Genomic DNA, 14,869 nt, shown 5'->3' with positions numbered 1-14,869 from the left:
CATGAGCGAATCAGCCGCCACCTCAAAGCCTCGCCTTCGCGAGAGCTTCTCCGGCCGCACCGCGTTCATCCTCGTTGCCATCGGCTCTGCCGTGGGCCTGGGCAATATCTGGAGATTCCCGTACATCACCTACGAAAACGGTGGCGGGGCATTCCTTATCCCGTACCTGATCGCGCTGCTGACTGCCGGCCTGCCCATTCTCTTCTTCGACTACGCCGTCGGACATAAGTTCCGCGGGTCTCCACCGCTGGCGTTCAAGCGCATGCACCGCAGCGCGGAGCTCGTGGGCTGGTTCCAGGTGGGTATCTGCTTCCTGATCGCCATCTACTATGCCGCGATCGTTGCATGGGCGGCGATGTACACCTGGTTCTCCCTCACCCAAGCCTGGGGCGACGACGCCGAGGGCTTCTTCTTTGCCGAGTTCCTGCAGTACGACGGCGGAGGCACCGAGGGCAGCGGGATCTCGGTGGACTTCGTCGCTCAGGTCGGCTGGCCATTGATCGCGGTGTGGATCCTCATACTCATCGCGCTGGCCACTGGTGTGCGCAAGGGACTGACTGCAGTTTCCATGTGGGGCCTGCCCCTGCTTTTCCTGATGTTCGCCATCCTGGTGGGCTACTCACTGACGCTCGACGGCGCGATCACCGGCCTCAACGAGCTCTTCACCCCGGACTGGGGCGCCCTGACCAGTGCCACGGTGTGGATTCAGGCCTATGGTCAGATCTTCTTCAGTGTCTCGGTCGGCTTCGGCATCATGATCACCTATGCCTCCTATTTGAAGCGCAAGTCCAATGCCACAGGGTCTGGACTCGTGGTGGGCTTCGCCAACTCCTCCTTCGAGCTCCTGGCTGCCATCGGCGTCTTCTCAGCACTGGGATTCCTGGCCGTGGCCGCCAATACCGCCGTCGATGAAGTAGCAACTTCAGGACTGGGACTGGCTTTCGTTGCCTTCCCCACCATCATCTCCCAGGCACCGGCTTCGGCCCTGCTCGGCGTGCTCTTCTTCGGCTCCTTGACCATCGCGGGCATCACCTCGCTGATCTCCATCCTGGAGGTAGTGGTCTCCTCAGTGAAGGACAAGACCGGCTGGTCCCGACCGGTCTCGGTGGCGGTGGCCGGCGGTTCGGCGGCGATCCTCTCCGTAGTCCTCATCGGCGGGGTATCAGGCGTGACCATTCTCGACGTCGTAGATGCCTTCTCTAATAACGTGGGCATTGTCCTGGGAGCCTTCTCCGCGGTACTGCTGGCCACCTGGGTCTACCGGAAGCTGGATGTGCTGGCCGCAGCTCTTAACGCTTACGGCTCGTTCAAGGTGGGACCCATCTGGAAGGGGCTCATCGGCGTCGTACTCCCCGTGGTGCTGGGTGTGCTGCTGGTGATGGACATCCGTGACAAGATCACCAACGGGTACGGAGACTTCGATACTTGGGTGGTAGCCACCTTCGGGTGGGGTTCACTTGCCCTCGTGGTGGTTGCCGCCATCGGCCTGAGCCTGATGCCCTGGCGCAGCAATTCCGCGATGCATATGGAAAGTCCTGACCACGAGCAGGTTGAACGGGAGAAGATCTGATGGATATCGACGCTGTCATCATGATGATCGTTGCACTGGTGACCGTGTGGGGCGGCCTGCTGGGCGCTGTTCTGCACCTCTCCCGCCATCCCGAGGACACCTCCGAGTAGGAGTCGAGACTCATGGGCAGTGATGAAGGACTGGTCGTCACGCGATGACTGGCGCCTTCGACGGCGCGGCCGCTAGGTTTCCTCGCCGGTCTCGCATTGCAGCCACGCTCGCCTTTGCGACTAATGGCGCACTGCCTGCTTCTCTGCTGGCCCGCTATGCCGAGGTCAAGGAGCTCCTTGGTGTAGAAGCCGCCTTCTTCGGTCTAGTTGTCGCCGGCTATTCCTTGGGCGGTATGGTCGCACTGCACCTTCCCGGCGTGGTCTCCCGCTGGATCGGCGTCCCGAGATCGGCCGGACTAGGCACGGTGTGGATTGGATTGGCCCTGATACTGGCCGCCTGGGGCGCCACAGCGGGCAGCCCATGGGTTGTGCTGATTGGCCTTGCCCTGGCGGGAGCAGGCGATGCCGTGGTGGACGTGGCGCAGAACTCGCAGGGTATTCGGGTGCAAGAGGCCTATGGCAGGTCGCTGCTGAACTCTATGCATGCCGGCTGGAGCATCGGTGCCGCGGCCGGCGGTGCCGTGGGCACTCTTGCTGCTGTGGCGGGCCTTCCCCTGATGATTCACATGAGCATCTGGGCGGCCCTCTGCATGGCGACCATGCTACTAGCAGCACGCGCATTCCTGCCGGAGAAGACCGCAGCGCCGCTGCACCAGGATGCGCCAACTCCGCCTCGCATCGGCAGAACTCGCATGGCTGTCATACTGCTGCCGCTGGCCTTGGTGGCTCTGGCCGGCATTTCGGTGGAGGACGCCGGAGCCAATTGGTCTGCAGTTCTCCTTGCCAGTGAGCGCGATCTGCCCGCGGCATCCGCTGGAATCGGCCTCAGTGTGCTGCTCGGCGCGCAGTTCATTGGGCGTCTGCTCGGGGACAGAGTCATCGATACTCTAGGCCGACACGGAACACTGCTACTGAGCCTGACTGCCATCATTGCGGGACTTCTGGGTGCCGCCTGGGCTCCAACAGTGGCTCTTACTTTGGCAGGACTGGCGCTGGCCGGGCTGGGAAGTGCAGTCACGGTGCCCATTGCTTTCGCAGACGCAGATGCGGTACCCGGCCTCCCCGCACACAGCGGGGTGACCTGGATCAGTTGGGCCATGCGCACGGCAGCGATTGGACTCAGCCCGCTCATCGGGGCCAGCAGTGCAGTGTTCTCCCTGCCGGTGGCATTGACCGGACTGACACTTATCGCCTTGATTGCCCTGGTACTGCAGCTGTGGCGCGGGGTTCAGCCGTCGAGCCGGTGAAACCCCAAGAACGGAGCTCCGCGCCTCTTAAGGTGGATGTCAACTCCACTTGACACTGCATGTCAAGGATCCTTAACCTTGTTCATGTACATGATCTTTGACATTCAGGAGCTGCTCTCGTGACACCGGAATCTCCCCCGATGGCTGTGGGTGTGCGCGAACGCCGTAAAAGCTTGGGACTGACACAGGCTCAGCTGGCCGAGGCCATCGGCGTCTCCCGGCAAACCATCATCTCTATCGAACGCAGCGACTACGCCCCCAGTGTGTATCTGGCACTGCGGCTGGCGGCACGCCTGAACTCCACTGTTGAACAACTTTTCCCGCTTGAAGGAGAACGCCGATGACCAACTCACCATTGATGCGCGCCGCCTATGCCCTCACCGGTCTCAGTGATCCCTCCATGGGAGACGAACGCGAGCAAGCCGTTATTCTGCGCGCCTACGCCTTTGCCATGGTGTTGGCAATGTTGCTGGGATTCGCCACCTCGATCCTCTTCGCGGTGTTCGGACTCGGACTGTGGTCCGTGGCCCCACTGATGATCGTGGGCATCCCCTCTTGGGCCACAATCTGGTTCGCTGCCCGGGAGGGTGTGGATCTCGTCGCACTCCTGGACCGCGCGGGGAAGAAACGCATGACCCTGGTATGGGCGGGCACTATTGGATACCTGTTGCTGTGGTGCGGCGCCCTGGCATTCCACATCCTCACCGGCAATCCGCTGATCTCCGTAGATTTTGACTTCGGTGGTGACCCCGGCTCTGAGACGCTAATCGGGGGCGTCATCGGCGGGACCGTGGGCCTGCTGGCCGCGGTGATCGCACTGAAGCTCAAGTCACGCACTACGCAGCGGCGTCTCGCGGCAGAAGACGCGGACTGAAGCTCTCAGCCTGGTCCCGTAGCCTGACCGCCCACGCACCCTAGTGGAAGGCAGCCTGTGAAAGCCCGTATTCGCCGCAACGTCAATCTGGTATCAACGCTCTTTGCTGGGCTGGCCCGAGCACGCAATGCTCGCGTTTTCCATCCCCACGGAGTCTTGCTGCACGGGACTCTGATACTGCGGGAAGGCCCCATACAACAGCCCAACAGCTCAGCGGCTGTCACCGCACTTGGCGGACCAGCCCAGCACCCCGTCGTCGTACGTCTGTCCAAAGCGGTCGGCACCCCCGGGGCCTGGCCAGACTTGTTGGGCATCTCGGTGAAGATAGACCTCGACGGCGGACAAGTGGACCTGCTGACGGCCACAGTGGGACAGTCAGGCTGGCGCCGACTGTTTTTTAGGCCCACCTCGAGCTGGTGCCGCACCCCCTACAGCACGGTGCTGCCCTATCAGGCCGGTCAGCGGCGGTTGCTCCTGGGGCTCTCTCCGGAGCGACGGCGATCGGAACTGGCCGGTCTTGAGGCCCTGAAGCATGCCGCGGATTCAACACTGAGAGAGGATCCGCTGGTTTTCTCCTTCGAGGAGCGCGACCGCGCCGGCTGGAGTGCGGTGGGGCGGTTGGTGATTACTGGACCCATAGCCGAGTCCGATGCCAGTTACGACCCATATCTCAATGCGCTGGCGAGCTTCGCACCGGTGCCGCTGCTGTCACGGCTGCGCTGTGCCGCCTACGCGGGGTCGAGACGAGGACGCGGAGCAGCTGATCTGCCTGCGGAAGCAAATCCCGCTGCGAAGCGTTGAGGCAATTGTGCACGGAGAATTCAAAGTACCCCAGGGCAAGCTCGTGGTCGCAGACCTCGAGGTCACCGACGGCAAACTCGCAGATATTCGACTCTCTGGGGACTTCTTCCTAGAACCAGAGGACGCCCTGGGACGAATGTCAGACGCGCTGGAAGGGCTCCCAGCGGATGCTCCGGTCCGCGTGTATGAAGACGCTGTGGAACGGGCCCGGCAGGACGCTGTGATGGTGGGCTTCGATCGGCACTCCATAGTGATCACCGTTCTGCGCGCCCTGGGCCGCAGCTCCAGCTGGGCGGACCATCAGTTTGAGCTCTTGGACACGGGACTGCAGCATCCGGCCATGCAGATGGCTCTGGATGAAGTCATCACTCGACAGGTAGGCGACGGTCAGCGGCCGCCCACACTCCGGGTCTGGGAATGGGCCTCCAACGCGGTGATAATCGGTTCATTCCAGTCGCTGTCCAATGAAGTGGATCTGGAGGCAGCAGCGCGTCACGACACCACTGTGGTGCGCAGGATCTCCGGTGGCGGAGCGATGTTCGTGGAACCGGGAAACACCATCACCTATTCGCTGTATGTGCCGGCCACACTGGTGGAAGGGATGAGCTTTGTTGAGTCCTATGCCTTCCTCGACGCCTGGGTCATCCGGGCGTTACGAGAACTCGGGGTGGAGGCCTCCTATGTGCCCATCAATGACATTGTGTCTCCCGGCGGCAAGATCGGCGGGGCCGCGCAGAAGCGGGTCAGCAATGGCGCAGTGCTGCATCACGTGACGATGTCCTATGACATGGATGCCTCCAAGATGATGGACATCCTGCGGATTGGCCGCGAGAAGCTCTCTGACAAAGGCCATATCAGCGCGGGCAAACGGGTGGATCCACTGCGTTCCCAGACCGGGCTCTCCCGGGCAGAAGTGGTGGACGCTATGCTGCAGTCCTTCAAGTCCAGCTACGGCTTCAGCCGGGTTGCGCTCGATGAGTCCACCCGGCAGGCCGCCGAGGAACTTGCCCGCAGCAAATATGAGGACCCTGCCTGGCTCAACCGAGTGCCATAGCGAGATGCCGGTCAGCGTCGTCGTCCCGGGCCATTAGGACAACAGGCTCAGGCCGCCCACCAACCGCTCCACATACTTGCGCGGCCCCACCAGACTTATCGCTGCATAGTCGATCGCCTCTGACGCGGCCGTGGAGATCTGGTCTAGATACTCCTGGTAGACCCGGGTCTGCTGAGCGATTACGGGCATGTCAGCGATGAAGACCTCCTGTCTCCCCAGGGCTTTGCTGCGAATGCGGCGCAGCTTCTCGTCACCAGCGGCCACCACGGTGCACCCGAGCCAGGGAAGCCCGGCATGGTGTGATTCGTCGGCATCTGCTGAGCCGGGTCCGAGCAGGCCACTGACCGCTGGGGATGTGGCAGCGGCGACGGCGGCGGCCGCGTTGGCGGCGCGCCCCGGGGAGAGCGTCTCATTGACGATCACGACCCATTTCAGCGCAACCTCACGCGTCGGCAGGTCGAGCTGCATCTCCTCCTGTGCGAAGCCCACCAGTTGAGCTGTGCGTGGCGTTACGACGTCTGTCATGTCCGAAGTTCCTGTCGAAGAAGATCACGGTCTGTGGCCGTAATGGTAGACACTCTTCGACTTCTCTGCTGACTTTCCGTATCTTGTACGGCTAGTATCCGGGTATGGCGGCTTTGGACGAACTTGATCAGGCGATCCTGCGTGAACTCCAGCGGGATGCTCGGCGCACCAACAGGGACGTCGCCGCTGCCGTCGGTGTCTCCCCCACCACGGCTTTGGACCGCACACGGGCCCTACGGACCCGGGGGGTCATCACCGGCGCCAGGCTGGATGTGGACCTGCAGAAGCTGGGGCGCGGGGTTCAGGCGATGGTGGCTGTTCGAGTTCGCCCACCCACGCGTCGGAATATTGAGGGTTTCCGTGAGTGGGCCTCCCGCCTGCCGGAGACCATCGGCGTGTTCGTCACCAGCGGCGCCGAGGACTTCCTGCTGCATGTGGCGGTTCCGGACAATGAGCACCTCTACGCCTTCGTCATTGACCGACTGACGGAGCGCCGAGGTTGCTGATGTTCGAACGTCGATCGTCTACGAACATCGCCAGACCCAGGTCGTGCTGCCGCCGCCGCAGCGGTGAAGCGGGACCCTAGCTGTCCTGGCGTTCGAGGCAGAACGAGTCCACTCCGTCCCAGTCGAACAGCGACGCATCGAAGCTCAGGTTCATTGGCATGCCGCACCTCATCCGTCTTGCTCGTATTCCTCGATCACCTCGTTGAGGATGTTGATGGTCTCCTGCTGTTTTCGCACTTCTTCCGTCAGCCGATCTCGATGTCGACGCAGCTCATCCATGAGGAACTTAGTGCGCTGTGATTCATCGATCATGCAGGGCAGGATCGGGTAGATGTCCTGGCTGGAGAGCCCGGCGGCGAACATGTGCTGAATGAGCACCACTCGATCCACCACTTCGGGCATGAACCGCCTGTGCCCGGAACCGGTCCGCTCCGAGACCAATAGGCCCTGCTGCTCGTAGTAGCGGATCGACCGTGGGCTCACCCCGGTTCTGCGAGAAAGCTCACCGATACTCAGAAGCTCGTCGGACTTGAATCTAACACCGGTGTCAGCTTTCACCATGGAGGAACCATACCTCATGGCCTGATTCACTCCGACTTCTGAAAGGAACAAGCATCATGGCTTGGCTCTACCTCTCCATCGCCGTCGTCTTCGAGATCGCAGTCGCCATCTCAGCCTCCCACGCCAAAGGCTTCACCCGCCTCAGGTGGACGGTCGCCACGCTCGTCAGCGGCGCATTCGCCACGGTCTTCCTCTCGTTGGCCCTGCTGACCTTCGACGTCGGCGTCGGGTATGCCATCTGGGTCGCAGTCTCCGGAGTCGGCATTGTCGTCCTCGGTGCCATCTTCCTCGGGCAGAAGCTCAGCTGGAGCAAGTTCGTCGGCATCGCCCTGGTTGTCGGCGGGGTCACCGGGCTCCAGCTCTCCGGCGCAGCCTGAACACCCCTCCCCCATCGAACTTCCGAGAAAGGACCAGCATCATGGCAACGGCATCTGCTGAACCCACCACCGTCACCACCGAGAACACCACCCCTGAAGCACCTGCCACGGAGAGCAACCTCGGCTCTTGGATCCTCCTGATCGTCGCCGGGATCATCGAAGTCGGATATGCCGTCAGCGTCGGAGGTAGCCAAGGCTTCACCCACGCAGGATGGTCCATCTCCGCACTGGTGTTCTTCCTGTTCACGCTGTTCTTCCTCTCCCTAGCTCTGCGGAGGATCGACGTCGGCATCGGCTACGCAGTCTGGGTCGGCATCGGAGCAGTCGGCGCGGTGGTCGCCTCAGCCTTCTTCTTCGACGAGCCGGTCACGTTGACCCGCGTCTTCTGGCTCAGCATCATCATTGCCGGAGTCGTCTGGCTCAAGCTCGCCGACAGGCCAGCACCCTCGGGTGCTGCTCGTCCCACTACTGTCTCCAACCGCTCGGTACGCCAACTTCGCGTCGTGGTGGAGGCGGAAGACTATGAACAGGCTCTGGCGTTCTACCGCGACGCTCTCGGACTGCCGGAGGTTGCCGCTGTGGCCGAAGGAGAGGGCGAAAAGGTGGCGATCCTCGACGTCGGGAGGGCGACATTGGAGCTCACCAATCCCGCTCACCGTCGAGCGATCGACGCGGCAGAAGCCGGCGGGGATCTCAGCCGGAGGATCAGACTGGCCTTCGAAGTCGACGACGCCGCAGGCGTCACCACCGAGCTGGCCGCTGCGGGGGCGAAAGTCACCTCAGAACCGGTTCTGACGCCCTGGCGTTCTCTTAACTCTCGCCTCGAAGCTCCCGCAGACCTGCAGATCACGCTCTTCCAGGAAGATGCCGAGCAGGCACACCCGCTGCATGGATCTTCGTGAAGCACTCAGTATGAGGCTGAGGCGCGGTCCAGGACACCTGTCCGGCTGGGCACTGGACCGCGCCACGGTTGCCCTCGGGACGAGCGACCTGACGCCGGCACTGAGGTCGCTCTCGCCGTTCAGGCGCTGGCGGTGCCCCTGTGGGAGTCCAGTCACGCGCGCGGTTTCAGGCCTTGCCGGTGCTGACTGGGACGGATGCCGTACTCACGCTGGAAAGCGGTGCTCAGGGCATAGGCACTGGAGTATCCGACGTCGCGGGCCACGGACTCAACGGTCATGTCTTCCCGCTCCAAGAGGTCCGCAGCCATGCATAACCGCCAGCCGGTCAAATATGACATGGGCGGCTGTCCTAGCAGCTCGCTGAACCGCCGGGCCAGGGTTGCGCGGGAGACATGCGCTTCGCGGGCCAAGAGTTCAATGGTCCATGGATGCTCTGGGTTCTCATGAATGGCCGCCAAAGCAGGTCCCACGACGGGGTCTGACGTCGCGTGATACCAGCCAGGAGACTTCGCCCCTGGAAGGCTGAACCAGTCACGCAACGCACCCGCCAGCACGAGATCCAACAGCCGGTCCAAGATGGCCTGCTGCCCTGGCTCCTCCCGCAGTATCTCTGCTTCCATGAGCTGGAGCGTCGGAGTGCGATGAGCCTCTCGCGGCACGATGAGCACTCGGGGAAGTGCGTTCAGCAGCCGCTCGGCCACCCGCCCGGACGCCGTGAACGACCCGGTGAGCATGGCATGTTGTGCATCCTGGTGGGTTCCGCACGTCCGGGTGCCCAAGGCGATGGATTCTGCAGGGTTGCCCGCGGCGTCCAAACAGAGCCCGGTTGCGGTCTGGATGTAGAGCGGCGTGGGAGTGGCTTCAGGATCGCTGGTCACAGTAAAGGGACCAGGGCCGACGACGACGGCGATGTCGTGCGGGTTGAGCGGGTGGCGATCGCTCCCATCCAGGATCCAGGCATCACCGCGCAGCATGGTGACCAAGGACAGTGAGGCCTGTTCCTCGAACGCGGCGGACCACGGAGGGTTGGCCAGGGTCTGGCCCAGCAGGGCTCCAGAAGATCGAATGTGAGCGAGCACATCGGTCAGGGCATCCATCCCTCCAGTCTAGACGCTGAATTATCTTTCTGAGAGTTTGGGTGATTCATCGTCTCACTTGACCACGCTTGAATGGGTGCATGAACTCATTTCATGAACCAATGCCAGGCCGGGCCCACTGGGTGTACACACATCCTCGTTCGAATTCGCTAAACCGGCGTCTGCTGCGTGCGGGCAGTGCCGCACTCTCCGAGCGATACGATGTGGCGGTCTCTGACCTCTATGCCGATGGTTTCCAGCCGGCGCTTGGTGAGCGCGACCTGGGCAGTTTCGCCGCTGATCCGGGCAGCACCTCGGAGCTGACGGGGAAAGCCTATGAGCTGGGAGAGGTGGCCCCTGAAGTCCGGCGGGAACAGGAGAGACTCGCGGCCGCTGAGCTGCTCGTCTTGCAGTTCCCCCTGTGGTGGTACGGCCCGCCCGCGATGCTGAAGGGCTGGGTGGACCGGGTGCTGCAGACCGGGTTCGCCCAGGGAGAGTTCGATGAGTCCACCGGTCTTCCACGGCGCTATGGTGATGGCCGCCTGATGGGCAGGAAAGCCTTGATCGTTGTCACTGCCGGTGATGATCAGCGCACATTGGGGCCGCGTGGCATCAGTGGTGACATTGAGACGCTGCTATTCCCTCTGACCCACGGAGCGCTTTGGTATGTGGGAATCGAGGCCCTGGATCTTCATGTGGTCTACGACGCCGACAGCTTGGATGAGGCGGGACAGGAGCGTGAGGCGGAGCGCCTGACCACACGAATCTCTGGGCTGCAAGACGAACCGGGCCGTCCCTACCGGCGGCTGCTGGATGGGGACTATGGCAGGAGCAGCCGGGCTTTGAGAACAGACATTCACCCCGGCCGCACCGACCTGGCTATCCATCGCAGAGAGTGAGCTGCAGGAGCTGCCTTAAGCTGCCACCCTCATGCACCTCCCATTGACCACTGGTGCGGCATGCCACATTCTCAATACATGACATGTCATACAAGGACCACTACATGCGGACGGTAATCATCACCGGTGCAAGTGACGGCATCGGGGCCGCAGCTGCACAGCAGATGGCATCGTCGGACATCAGGCTGATATTGGTGGGACGCTCACCTGAGAAGACACGGAAAGTCGCCGAAGCGCTGGGAGCAGAGCACCATAGTGCCGACTTCGAGAGCCTGGAGCAGGTGCGCGAACTTGGCCGAAAAATCAAACAATCCTGCGCCCGAATCGATGTTCTTGCCCATAACGCTGGCGGACTTTTCCCCGGCCCGCGCAGGACCGAGGACGGCTTTGAGAGGACCTTCCAGATCAACCACTTAGCGCCCTATCTGCTGACGAATATCCTCATCGACCAACTTCTTCAGAGCCGTGCCTCTGTCATCAACACGTCAAGCATCGCGGCGAAGATCTATGGGCGCCTAGATCTTGATGACCTGCAGTCTTGGAAGAATTTCCGCTCCAACAGGGCCTATGGAAACGCTAAGCTCGCCAACATCCTCTTCACCAAAGCTCTGCACGCACGCTTCCATGAGCAAGGACTATCTGCCGTCGCTTTTCATCCGGGGGTGGTCGCCACCAACTTCGCTGCAGATTCCACCAACTACTTCCGGTGGATCTATCACGGCCTAGTGGCACGTTTTCTCACCACGAGCACCGAAGGAGGGCGAAGACTCAGCCATTTCATCACGAGCGCACCTGGAACCACGTGGGTCTCTGGAGAGTTCTACGGATCCAACCTCAAACCTGCGCGCACAAACCCTGCGGCCTACGAGTCGAGCATTGTGCAGGGGCACTGGAGGCAGAGCGCGGCAATGCTGGACGTTGAATGGTGATGTGAAACGGCAGGAAGATCCGCCGGAGAAGAGCCCCAGCGGACACCGCTGACGACGACTGACGTTGCCGCTTCACTCAGCGCAGCGGATGCGGCCCGACGTACACTGTGGTGTGCCGCAGATAGTGCGGCGCCCGTCACACGAAGGAGCAGCTGTGGAGCACCGAACCCTGGGAAGAACTGGCCGTGAAGTGTCAATTATCGGTTTGGGAACCTGGCAGCTCGGCGCCGACTGGGGTGATGTCTCAGAAGCTGAGGGCCTGAGCGTCTTGGACGCCGCCGCGGCAACAGGTGTCACCTTCTTCGACACCGCCGATGTATACGGCGATGGCCGCAGCGAGACGCTCATCGGGCAATGGCTGCGGAATAATCCCGAATGGAACGGGACTGTGGCCACCAAGATGATTCGCCGGGCCGCGCAACCCTCGCTGGAGTACGCCACCGCCCAGAACTTTCGGGATTGGACGGACCGTTCCCGGAGGAACCTCGGCGTCGACACCCTGGATCTGGTCCAGCTGCACTGCCCCACCGACGATGTCTACACCTCCGACGCAGTCTTTGATGCCCTCGATGATCTAGTCGAAGCAGGCGCCATCGCCTCCTACGGGGTCAGCGTCGAGACATGCGAGCAGGCCCTGCGTGCCATTGCACGCCCACACGTAGCCACTGTGCAGATCATTCTCAATGCGTTCCGGCAGAAACCTCTGGAGCAGGTGCTCCCAGCAGCTTCCGAGGCCGGGGTGGGCATCATCGCCAGGGTGCCACTGGCCTCCGGGCTGCTCTCAGGGCGCTACACCGAGCAGACGACCTTCGCGCAGAACGATCACCGGACCTACAACCGAACTGGTGAAGCTTTTGATGTGGGCGAGACCTTCTCAGGTGTGGATTTCAGCACTGGAGTTCAGGCCGCAGCACGTTTCTCCGCCGCTGCCCAAGCTGCAGGCTACGAGCCCGCCGCCGCAGCGCTGGCCTGGGTGGCTCAGCAGCCCGGCGTGACCACGGTGATCCCCGGGGCGCGCAATACTCAGCAGGCCGAGGCAAATGCGGCGGCCGGTCAGCTACCTCGCCTGGATGAGCAGTTCCTCAGCGCTGTGCAGAGCATTTACGACGACGCCATCCGTCCGCTGGTTCACCATCGCTGGTGAGACCTGGCTGACTCTGTAGGGAACGAGCTGAAGCAATGTGTGGACGCTATGTGATGGCCAGGGCCACCGGGGATCTGGCCGCCGAGCTTGAACTGACCAGCCAGCCCGAGTTCGACTTCGCTCCGCACTGGAATATTGCCCCGACAAGTGCCGTGCCGATCCTGCTGGAACGCACAGACCAAGGCCACCAGCTGCGGGAGCTTCACTTGGCACGATGGGGTCTACTCCCCCGCTGGGCCAAAAACCTCGCCTTCAGCGCACGCACCTTCAACGCAAGGTCAGAGACCGTCACGCAGAAGCCCGCGTTCCGTGACGCTGTCACCCGCAGGCGCGCCGTCGTCCCGGTGGAGAGCTACTACGAATGGCACACGGAGACCGACGGGGACGGCAAGGCTCGCAAACGCCCCTTTGCGGTGCGCCCGGCGGATGGCTCCCTGATGCTCTTTGCCGGCCTCTACGAGTGGTGGAAGGACCCTGCAGCCGGACCGGATCAGAACCCTTGGCTACTCTCCACTACCATCCTCACCACCAGCGCCCCGCAGGGCACCAACGGCTCCCTGAACGCCCTGCAGCAACTGCATAATCGCACTCCCCTGGCGCTCTCCTGGGAGGACGCTCGTGCCTGGATGAATCCGGCAACTCTAGACCGCGCCGTCGTGGAGACGCTGCTCGAGGAGATGCAGGACCGGCTCCCGGCTGTGGCCGCAGGCTGGGAGATCTATGAAGTCTCTGCCGCGGTGGGCAACGTCCGCAATAACGACGCCGCGCTGGCGGTTCCACTGACTAGTTAAACAGGGCTATTCAGCTCACGCCGAGAGCGTCTTGGATAGGTCCAGAGACGAAGTACAAGATGAACATTGCTGCAGTGACATACATCAAGGGGTGAACCTCGCGGAACTTACCGCGCAGGACCTTGATGATCACGTAGGTGAAAAAGCCGGCGCCGATGCCGTTGGTGATGGAGTAGCTGAAGGGCATAATCACCACGGTCATGAACGCCGGAATAGCGATCTCGACGTCCTTCCAGTCAATGCGCACAATCTGCTGCATCATCAGGAAGCCCACCAGTACCAGGGTGGCCGAGGCAGCCTCAGTGGGGATCACCGCTGCCAGCGGCGCCAGCACGATGGTGGCAAGGAAGAGCAGGCCAGTGACAACGTTAGCCAGACCGGTGCGCGCGCCGTCGCCCACACCCACGGTGGATTCGATGAAGCCGGAGTTCACTGAGGTCGATCCCATGCCGCCACCGATGGTCCCAAGTGCATCGGAGACCATGATGCGTTTGGAATGCGGGATATCGCCATGCTCATCTTTGATGTTGCCGGCGTTGGAGACGCCCACCATGGTGCCCAGCAGGTCAAAGAAGTTGGCCAGCAGCAGAGTGAACACCAGAAGCGTGGCGGCCACCAGACCAATGGACTCCCATGAGCCGAGCAGGTTGAACTGCCCCAGCAACGAGAGATCCGGCAGGGTGAACCACTCCTGGTCCAACGTGGGGACCGTCAAGTCCCAGCCGTAGGGCTGGTCCTCACTGGCCGGTCCCACCCGGAGGATGGACTCAATGGTGATGGCCAGGACTGTGGCGCCGACGATTGAGTACAGGATGGCGCCGCGGACATTGGCCGACCACATGACGAACAGCGCAAAAAGTGCCACAAGGAAGATCAGCAGCGGCCATCCGAAGACGAAGCCGCCCACGCCCAGTTCCAGGCCAGCACCGCCGGAGTTCTGGATGAAGCCTGCGTTCATCATGCCGATCAGCGCGATGAACAAGCCGATGCCCACACTAATCGCGATCTTCAGCGGACTTGGCACGGCATTAAAGATGGCGGAGCGGAACCCGGTGAGCACAAGCACCAGCAGTATCACACCCTCGATGACCACCAGACCCATGGCATCGGCCCAGGTCATTCCCGGCAGCACCACGATGCCGTAGGTAATAAATGCCGAAAGGCCCAGTGAGGATGAGACAGCCATCGGGAACTTGCCCACCACGCCCATCAGGATGGTGAGCACACCGGAAATCAGCGACGTGGCCGCAGCGACGGCGGGGAGGTTCGGCTCCGTGCCTCCGCCAAGATAGTGCCCTGTGGAGTCTGCAGCGGCGCCGATAATCAGCGGGTTGAGCACGATGATGTAGGACATGGCCAGGAATGTAGCCAGACCACCACGAACTTCACGGCCCACACTGGAGCCCCGCTCGCTGATGTGGAAGTAACGGTCGACGGCGCTGATAGTGTTCCCGCCCTTGGCGGGCTGCTGCTTGTCTTCACTCACGACATGGCACTCTATCG

The 14,869-nt window shown here is 62.2% G+C and carries 18 protein-coding genes; 14 read left to right on the top strand and 4 right to left on the bottom strand.

The genetic code is table 11. The features are described 5' to 3' along the window. Position 1 precedes the first annotated feature (1 nt). From ABEA23_RS12750 to lplB, 7 genes are all read left to right on the top strand, one after another. On the top strand, positions 2-1,570 hold the full coding sequence (locus ABEA23_RS12750) for a sodium-dependent transporter (RefSeq protein ID WP_345478384.1): 1,569 nt from the start codon (positions 2-4) through the stop codon (positions 1,568-1,570). Then, a complete protein-coding gene (locus ABEA23_RS12745; protein WP_260073910.1) occupies positions 1,570-1,680 on the top strand; it encodes a methionine/alanine import family NSS transporter small subunit in 111 nt (36 codons plus the stop codon). Before ABEA23_RS12750 ends, ABEA23_RS12745 begins: the two co-directional genes overlap by 1 nt. A 44-nt stretch (positions 1,681-1,724) precedes the next feature. Then, entirely contained in the window at positions 1,725-2,927 is a 1,203-nt protein-coding gene (locus ABEA23_RS12740) for an MFS transporter (protein WP_345478383.1), read from the top strand. Between the two features lie 140 nt (positions 2,928-3,067). Then, on the top strand, positions 3,068-3,271 hold the full coding sequence (locus ABEA23_RS12735; RefSeq protein WP_345478680.1) for a helix-turn-helix transcriptional regulator: 204 nt from the start codon (positions 3,068-3,070) through the stop codon (positions 3,269-3,271). Further along, positions 3,268-3,801 carry a hypothetical protein gene (locus ABEA23_RS12730; RefSeq protein ID WP_345478382.1) on the top strand — a complete coding sequence of 178 codons (534 nt, stop codon included), beginning with the start codon at positions 3,268-3,270 and terminating at the stop codon, positions 3,799-3,801. Before ABEA23_RS12735 ends, ABEA23_RS12730 begins: the two co-directional genes overlap by 4 nt. A 57-nt stretch (positions 3,802-3,858) precedes the next feature. Then, positions 3,859-4,602 carry a hypothetical protein gene (locus ABEA23_RS12725; protein ID WP_345478381.1) on the top strand — a complete coding sequence of 248 codons (744 nt, stop codon included), beginning with the start codon at positions 3,859-3,861 and terminating at the stop codon, positions 4,600-4,602. Positions 4,603-4,609: 7 nt separating this feature from the next. Beyond that, positions 4,610-5,656 carry a lipoate-protein ligase small subunit gene (gene lplB / locus ABEA23_RS12720; RefSeq protein ID WP_345478679.1) on the top strand — a complete coding sequence of 349 codons (1,047 nt, stop codon included), beginning with the start codon at positions 4,610-4,612 and terminating at the stop codon, positions 5,654-5,656. Between the two features lie 33 nt (positions 5,657-5,689). Here the strand turns inward: lplB and ABEA23_RS12715 are convergent, their stop codons facing one another. Further along, positions 5,690-6,181 carry a DUF2000 domain-containing protein gene (locus ABEA23_RS12715; RefSeq protein WP_345478380.1) on the bottom strand — a complete coding sequence of 164 codons (492 nt, stop codon included), beginning with the start codon at positions 6,179-6,181 and terminating at the stop codon, positions 5,690-5,692. 104 nt (positions 6,182-6,285) lie between these two features. On the opposite strand from ABEA23_RS12715, the gene ABEA23_RS12710 reads away from it, so the two are divergent. Beyond that, positions 6,286-6,687 (top strand): Lrp/AsnC family transcriptional regulator, encoded by a 402-nt coding sequence (locus ABEA23_RS12710; protein ID WP_345478379.1) that lies wholly within the window; start codon positions 6,286-6,288, stop codon positions 6,685-6,687. 168 nt (positions 6,688-6,855) lie between these two features. Here the strand turns inward: ABEA23_RS12710 and ABEA23_RS12705 are convergent, their stop codons facing one another. Beyond that, the gene (locus ABEA23_RS12705) at positions 6,856-7,248 is read right to left on the bottom strand and encodes a MerR family transcriptional regulator (RefSeq protein ID WP_345478378.1); all 393 of its coding nucleotides are present in this window, start codon (positions 7,246-7,248) and stop codon (positions 6,856-6,858) included. 56 nt (positions 7,249-7,304) lie between these two features. On the opposite strand from ABEA23_RS12705, the gene ABEA23_RS12700 reads away from it, so the two are divergent. Beyond that, positions 7,305-7,625 (top strand): DMT family transporter, encoded by a 321-nt coding sequence (locus ABEA23_RS12700; RefSeq protein ID WP_345478377.1) that lies wholly within the window; start codon positions 7,305-7,307, stop codon positions 7,623-7,625. 41 nt (positions 7,626-7,666) lie between these two features. Then, entirely contained in the window at positions 7,667-8,527 is an 861-nt protein-coding gene (locus ABEA23_RS12695; RefSeq protein WP_345478376.1) for an SMR family transporter, read from the top strand. A gap of 152 nt (positions 8,528-8,679) precedes the next feature. Here the strand turns inward: ABEA23_RS12695 and ABEA23_RS12690 are convergent, their stop codons facing one another. Next, a complete protein-coding gene (locus tag ABEA23_RS12690) occupies positions 8,680-9,624 on the bottom strand; it encodes an AraC family transcriptional regulator (RefSeq protein WP_345478375.1) in 945 nt (314 codons plus the stop codon). Between the two features lie 80 nt (positions 9,625-9,704). Between ABEA23_RS12690 and ABEA23_RS12685 the strand changes: the two genes are divergently transcribed. From ABEA23_RS12685 to ABEA23_RS12670, 4 genes are all read left to right on the top strand, one after another. Then, a complete protein-coding gene (locus ABEA23_RS12685) occupies positions 9,705-10,502 on the top strand; it encodes an NAD(P)H-dependent oxidoreductase (protein ID WP_345478374.1) in 798 nt (265 codons plus the stop codon). A gap of 83 nt (positions 10,503-10,585) precedes the next feature. After that, positions 10,586-11,431: an SDR family NAD(P)-dependent oxidoreductase gene (locus tag ABEA23_RS12680; RefSeq protein ID WP_345478373.1), complete on the top strand. Its 846-nt coding sequence runs from the start codon at positions 10,586-10,588 to the stop codon at positions 11,429-11,431. 154 nt (positions 11,432-11,585) lie between these two features. Further along, complete coding sequence (locus ABEA23_RS12675; RefSeq protein ID WP_345478372.1) at positions 11,586-12,575, top strand: aldo/keto reductase; 990 nt, start codon at positions 11,586-11,588, stop codon at positions 12,573-12,575. Between the two features lie 35 nt (positions 12,576-12,610). Further along, entirely contained in the window at positions 12,611-13,366 is a 756-nt protein-coding gene (locus tag ABEA23_RS12670; protein WP_345478371.1) for an SOS response-associated peptidase, read from the top strand. A gap of 10 nt (positions 13,367-13,376) precedes the next feature. On the opposite strand, the gene ABEA23_RS12665 is transcribed toward ABEA23_RS12670, so the two are convergent. Then, complete coding sequence (locus tag ABEA23_RS12665; RefSeq protein WP_345478370.1) at positions 13,377-14,852, bottom strand: NCS2 family permease; 1,476 nt, start codon at positions 14,850-14,852, stop codon at positions 13,377-13,379. Between the last annotated feature and the right edge of the window lie 17 nt (positions 14,853-14,869).

The sequence above is a fragment of the Nesterenkonia rhizosphaerae genome (assembly GCF_039544555.1).
GTDB classification, from domain to species: Bacteria; Actinomycetota; Actinomycetes; order Actinomycetales; family Micrococcaceae; genus Nesterenkonia; species Nesterenkonia rhizosphaerae.
The sequence above is the reverse complement of the archived record's forward strand: the minus strand, read 5'-3'. Positions and strand labels throughout refer to the sequence as shown.

Bases quoted from the DNA above. Each gene is read 5' to 3' on its own strand.
- ABEA23_RS12715 (WP_345478380.1), bottom strand. From the start codon at position 6,181: ATGACAGACGTCGTAACGCCACGCACAGCTCAACTGGTGGGCTTCGCA.
- ABEA23_RS12745 (WP_260073910.1), top strand. From the start codon at position 1,570: ATGGATATCGACGCTGTCATCATGATGATCGTTGCACTGGTGACCGTG.
- ABEA23_RS12685 (WP_345478374.1), top strand. From the start codon at position 9,705: ATGAACTCATTTCATGAACCAATGCCAGGCCGGGCCCACTGGGTGTAC.
- ABEA23_RS12730 (WP_345478382.1), top strand. From the start codon at position 3,268: ATGACCAACTCACCATTGATGCGCGCCGCCTATGCCCTCACCGGTCTC.
- ABEA23_RS12740 (WP_345478383.1), top strand. From the start codon at position 1,725: ATGACTGGCGCCTTCGACGGCGCGGCCGCTAGGTTTCCTCGCCGGTCT.
- ABEA23_RS12680 (WP_345478373.1), top strand. From the start codon at position 10,586: ATGTCATACAAGGACCACTACATGCGGACGGTAATCATCACCGGTGCA.
- ABEA23_RS12695 (WP_345478376.1), top strand. From the start codon at position 7,667: ATGGCAACGGCATCTGCTGAACCCACCACCGTCACCACCGAGAACACC.
- ABEA23_RS12690 (WP_345478375.1), bottom strand. From the start codon at position 9,624: ATGGATGCCCTGACCGATGTGCTCGCTCACATTCGATCTTCTGGAGCC.
- ABEA23_RS12700 (WP_345478377.1), top strand. From the start codon at position 7,305: ATGGCTTGGCTCTACCTCTCCATCGCCGTCGTCTTCGAGATCGCAGTC.
- ABEA23_RS12750 (WP_345478384.1), top strand. From the start codon at position 2: ATGAGCGAATCAGCCGCCACCTCAAAGCCTCGCCTTCGCGAGAGCTTC.
- ABEA23_RS12735 (WP_345478680.1), top strand. From the start codon at position 3,068: ATGGCTGTGGGTGTGCGCGAACGCCGTAAAAGCTTGGGACTGACACAG.
- ABEA23_RS12705 (WP_345478378.1), bottom strand. From the start codon at position 7,248: ATGGTGAAAGCTGACACCGGTGTTAGATTCAAGTCCGACGAGCTTCTG.
- ABEA23_RS12710 (WP_345478379.1), top strand. From the start codon at position 6,286: ATGGCGGCTTTGGACGAACTTGATCAGGCGATCCTGCGTGAACTCCAG.
- ABEA23_RS12670 (WP_345478371.1), top strand. From the start codon at position 12,611: ATGTGTGGACGCTATGTGATGGCCAGGGCCACCGGGGATCTGGCCGCC.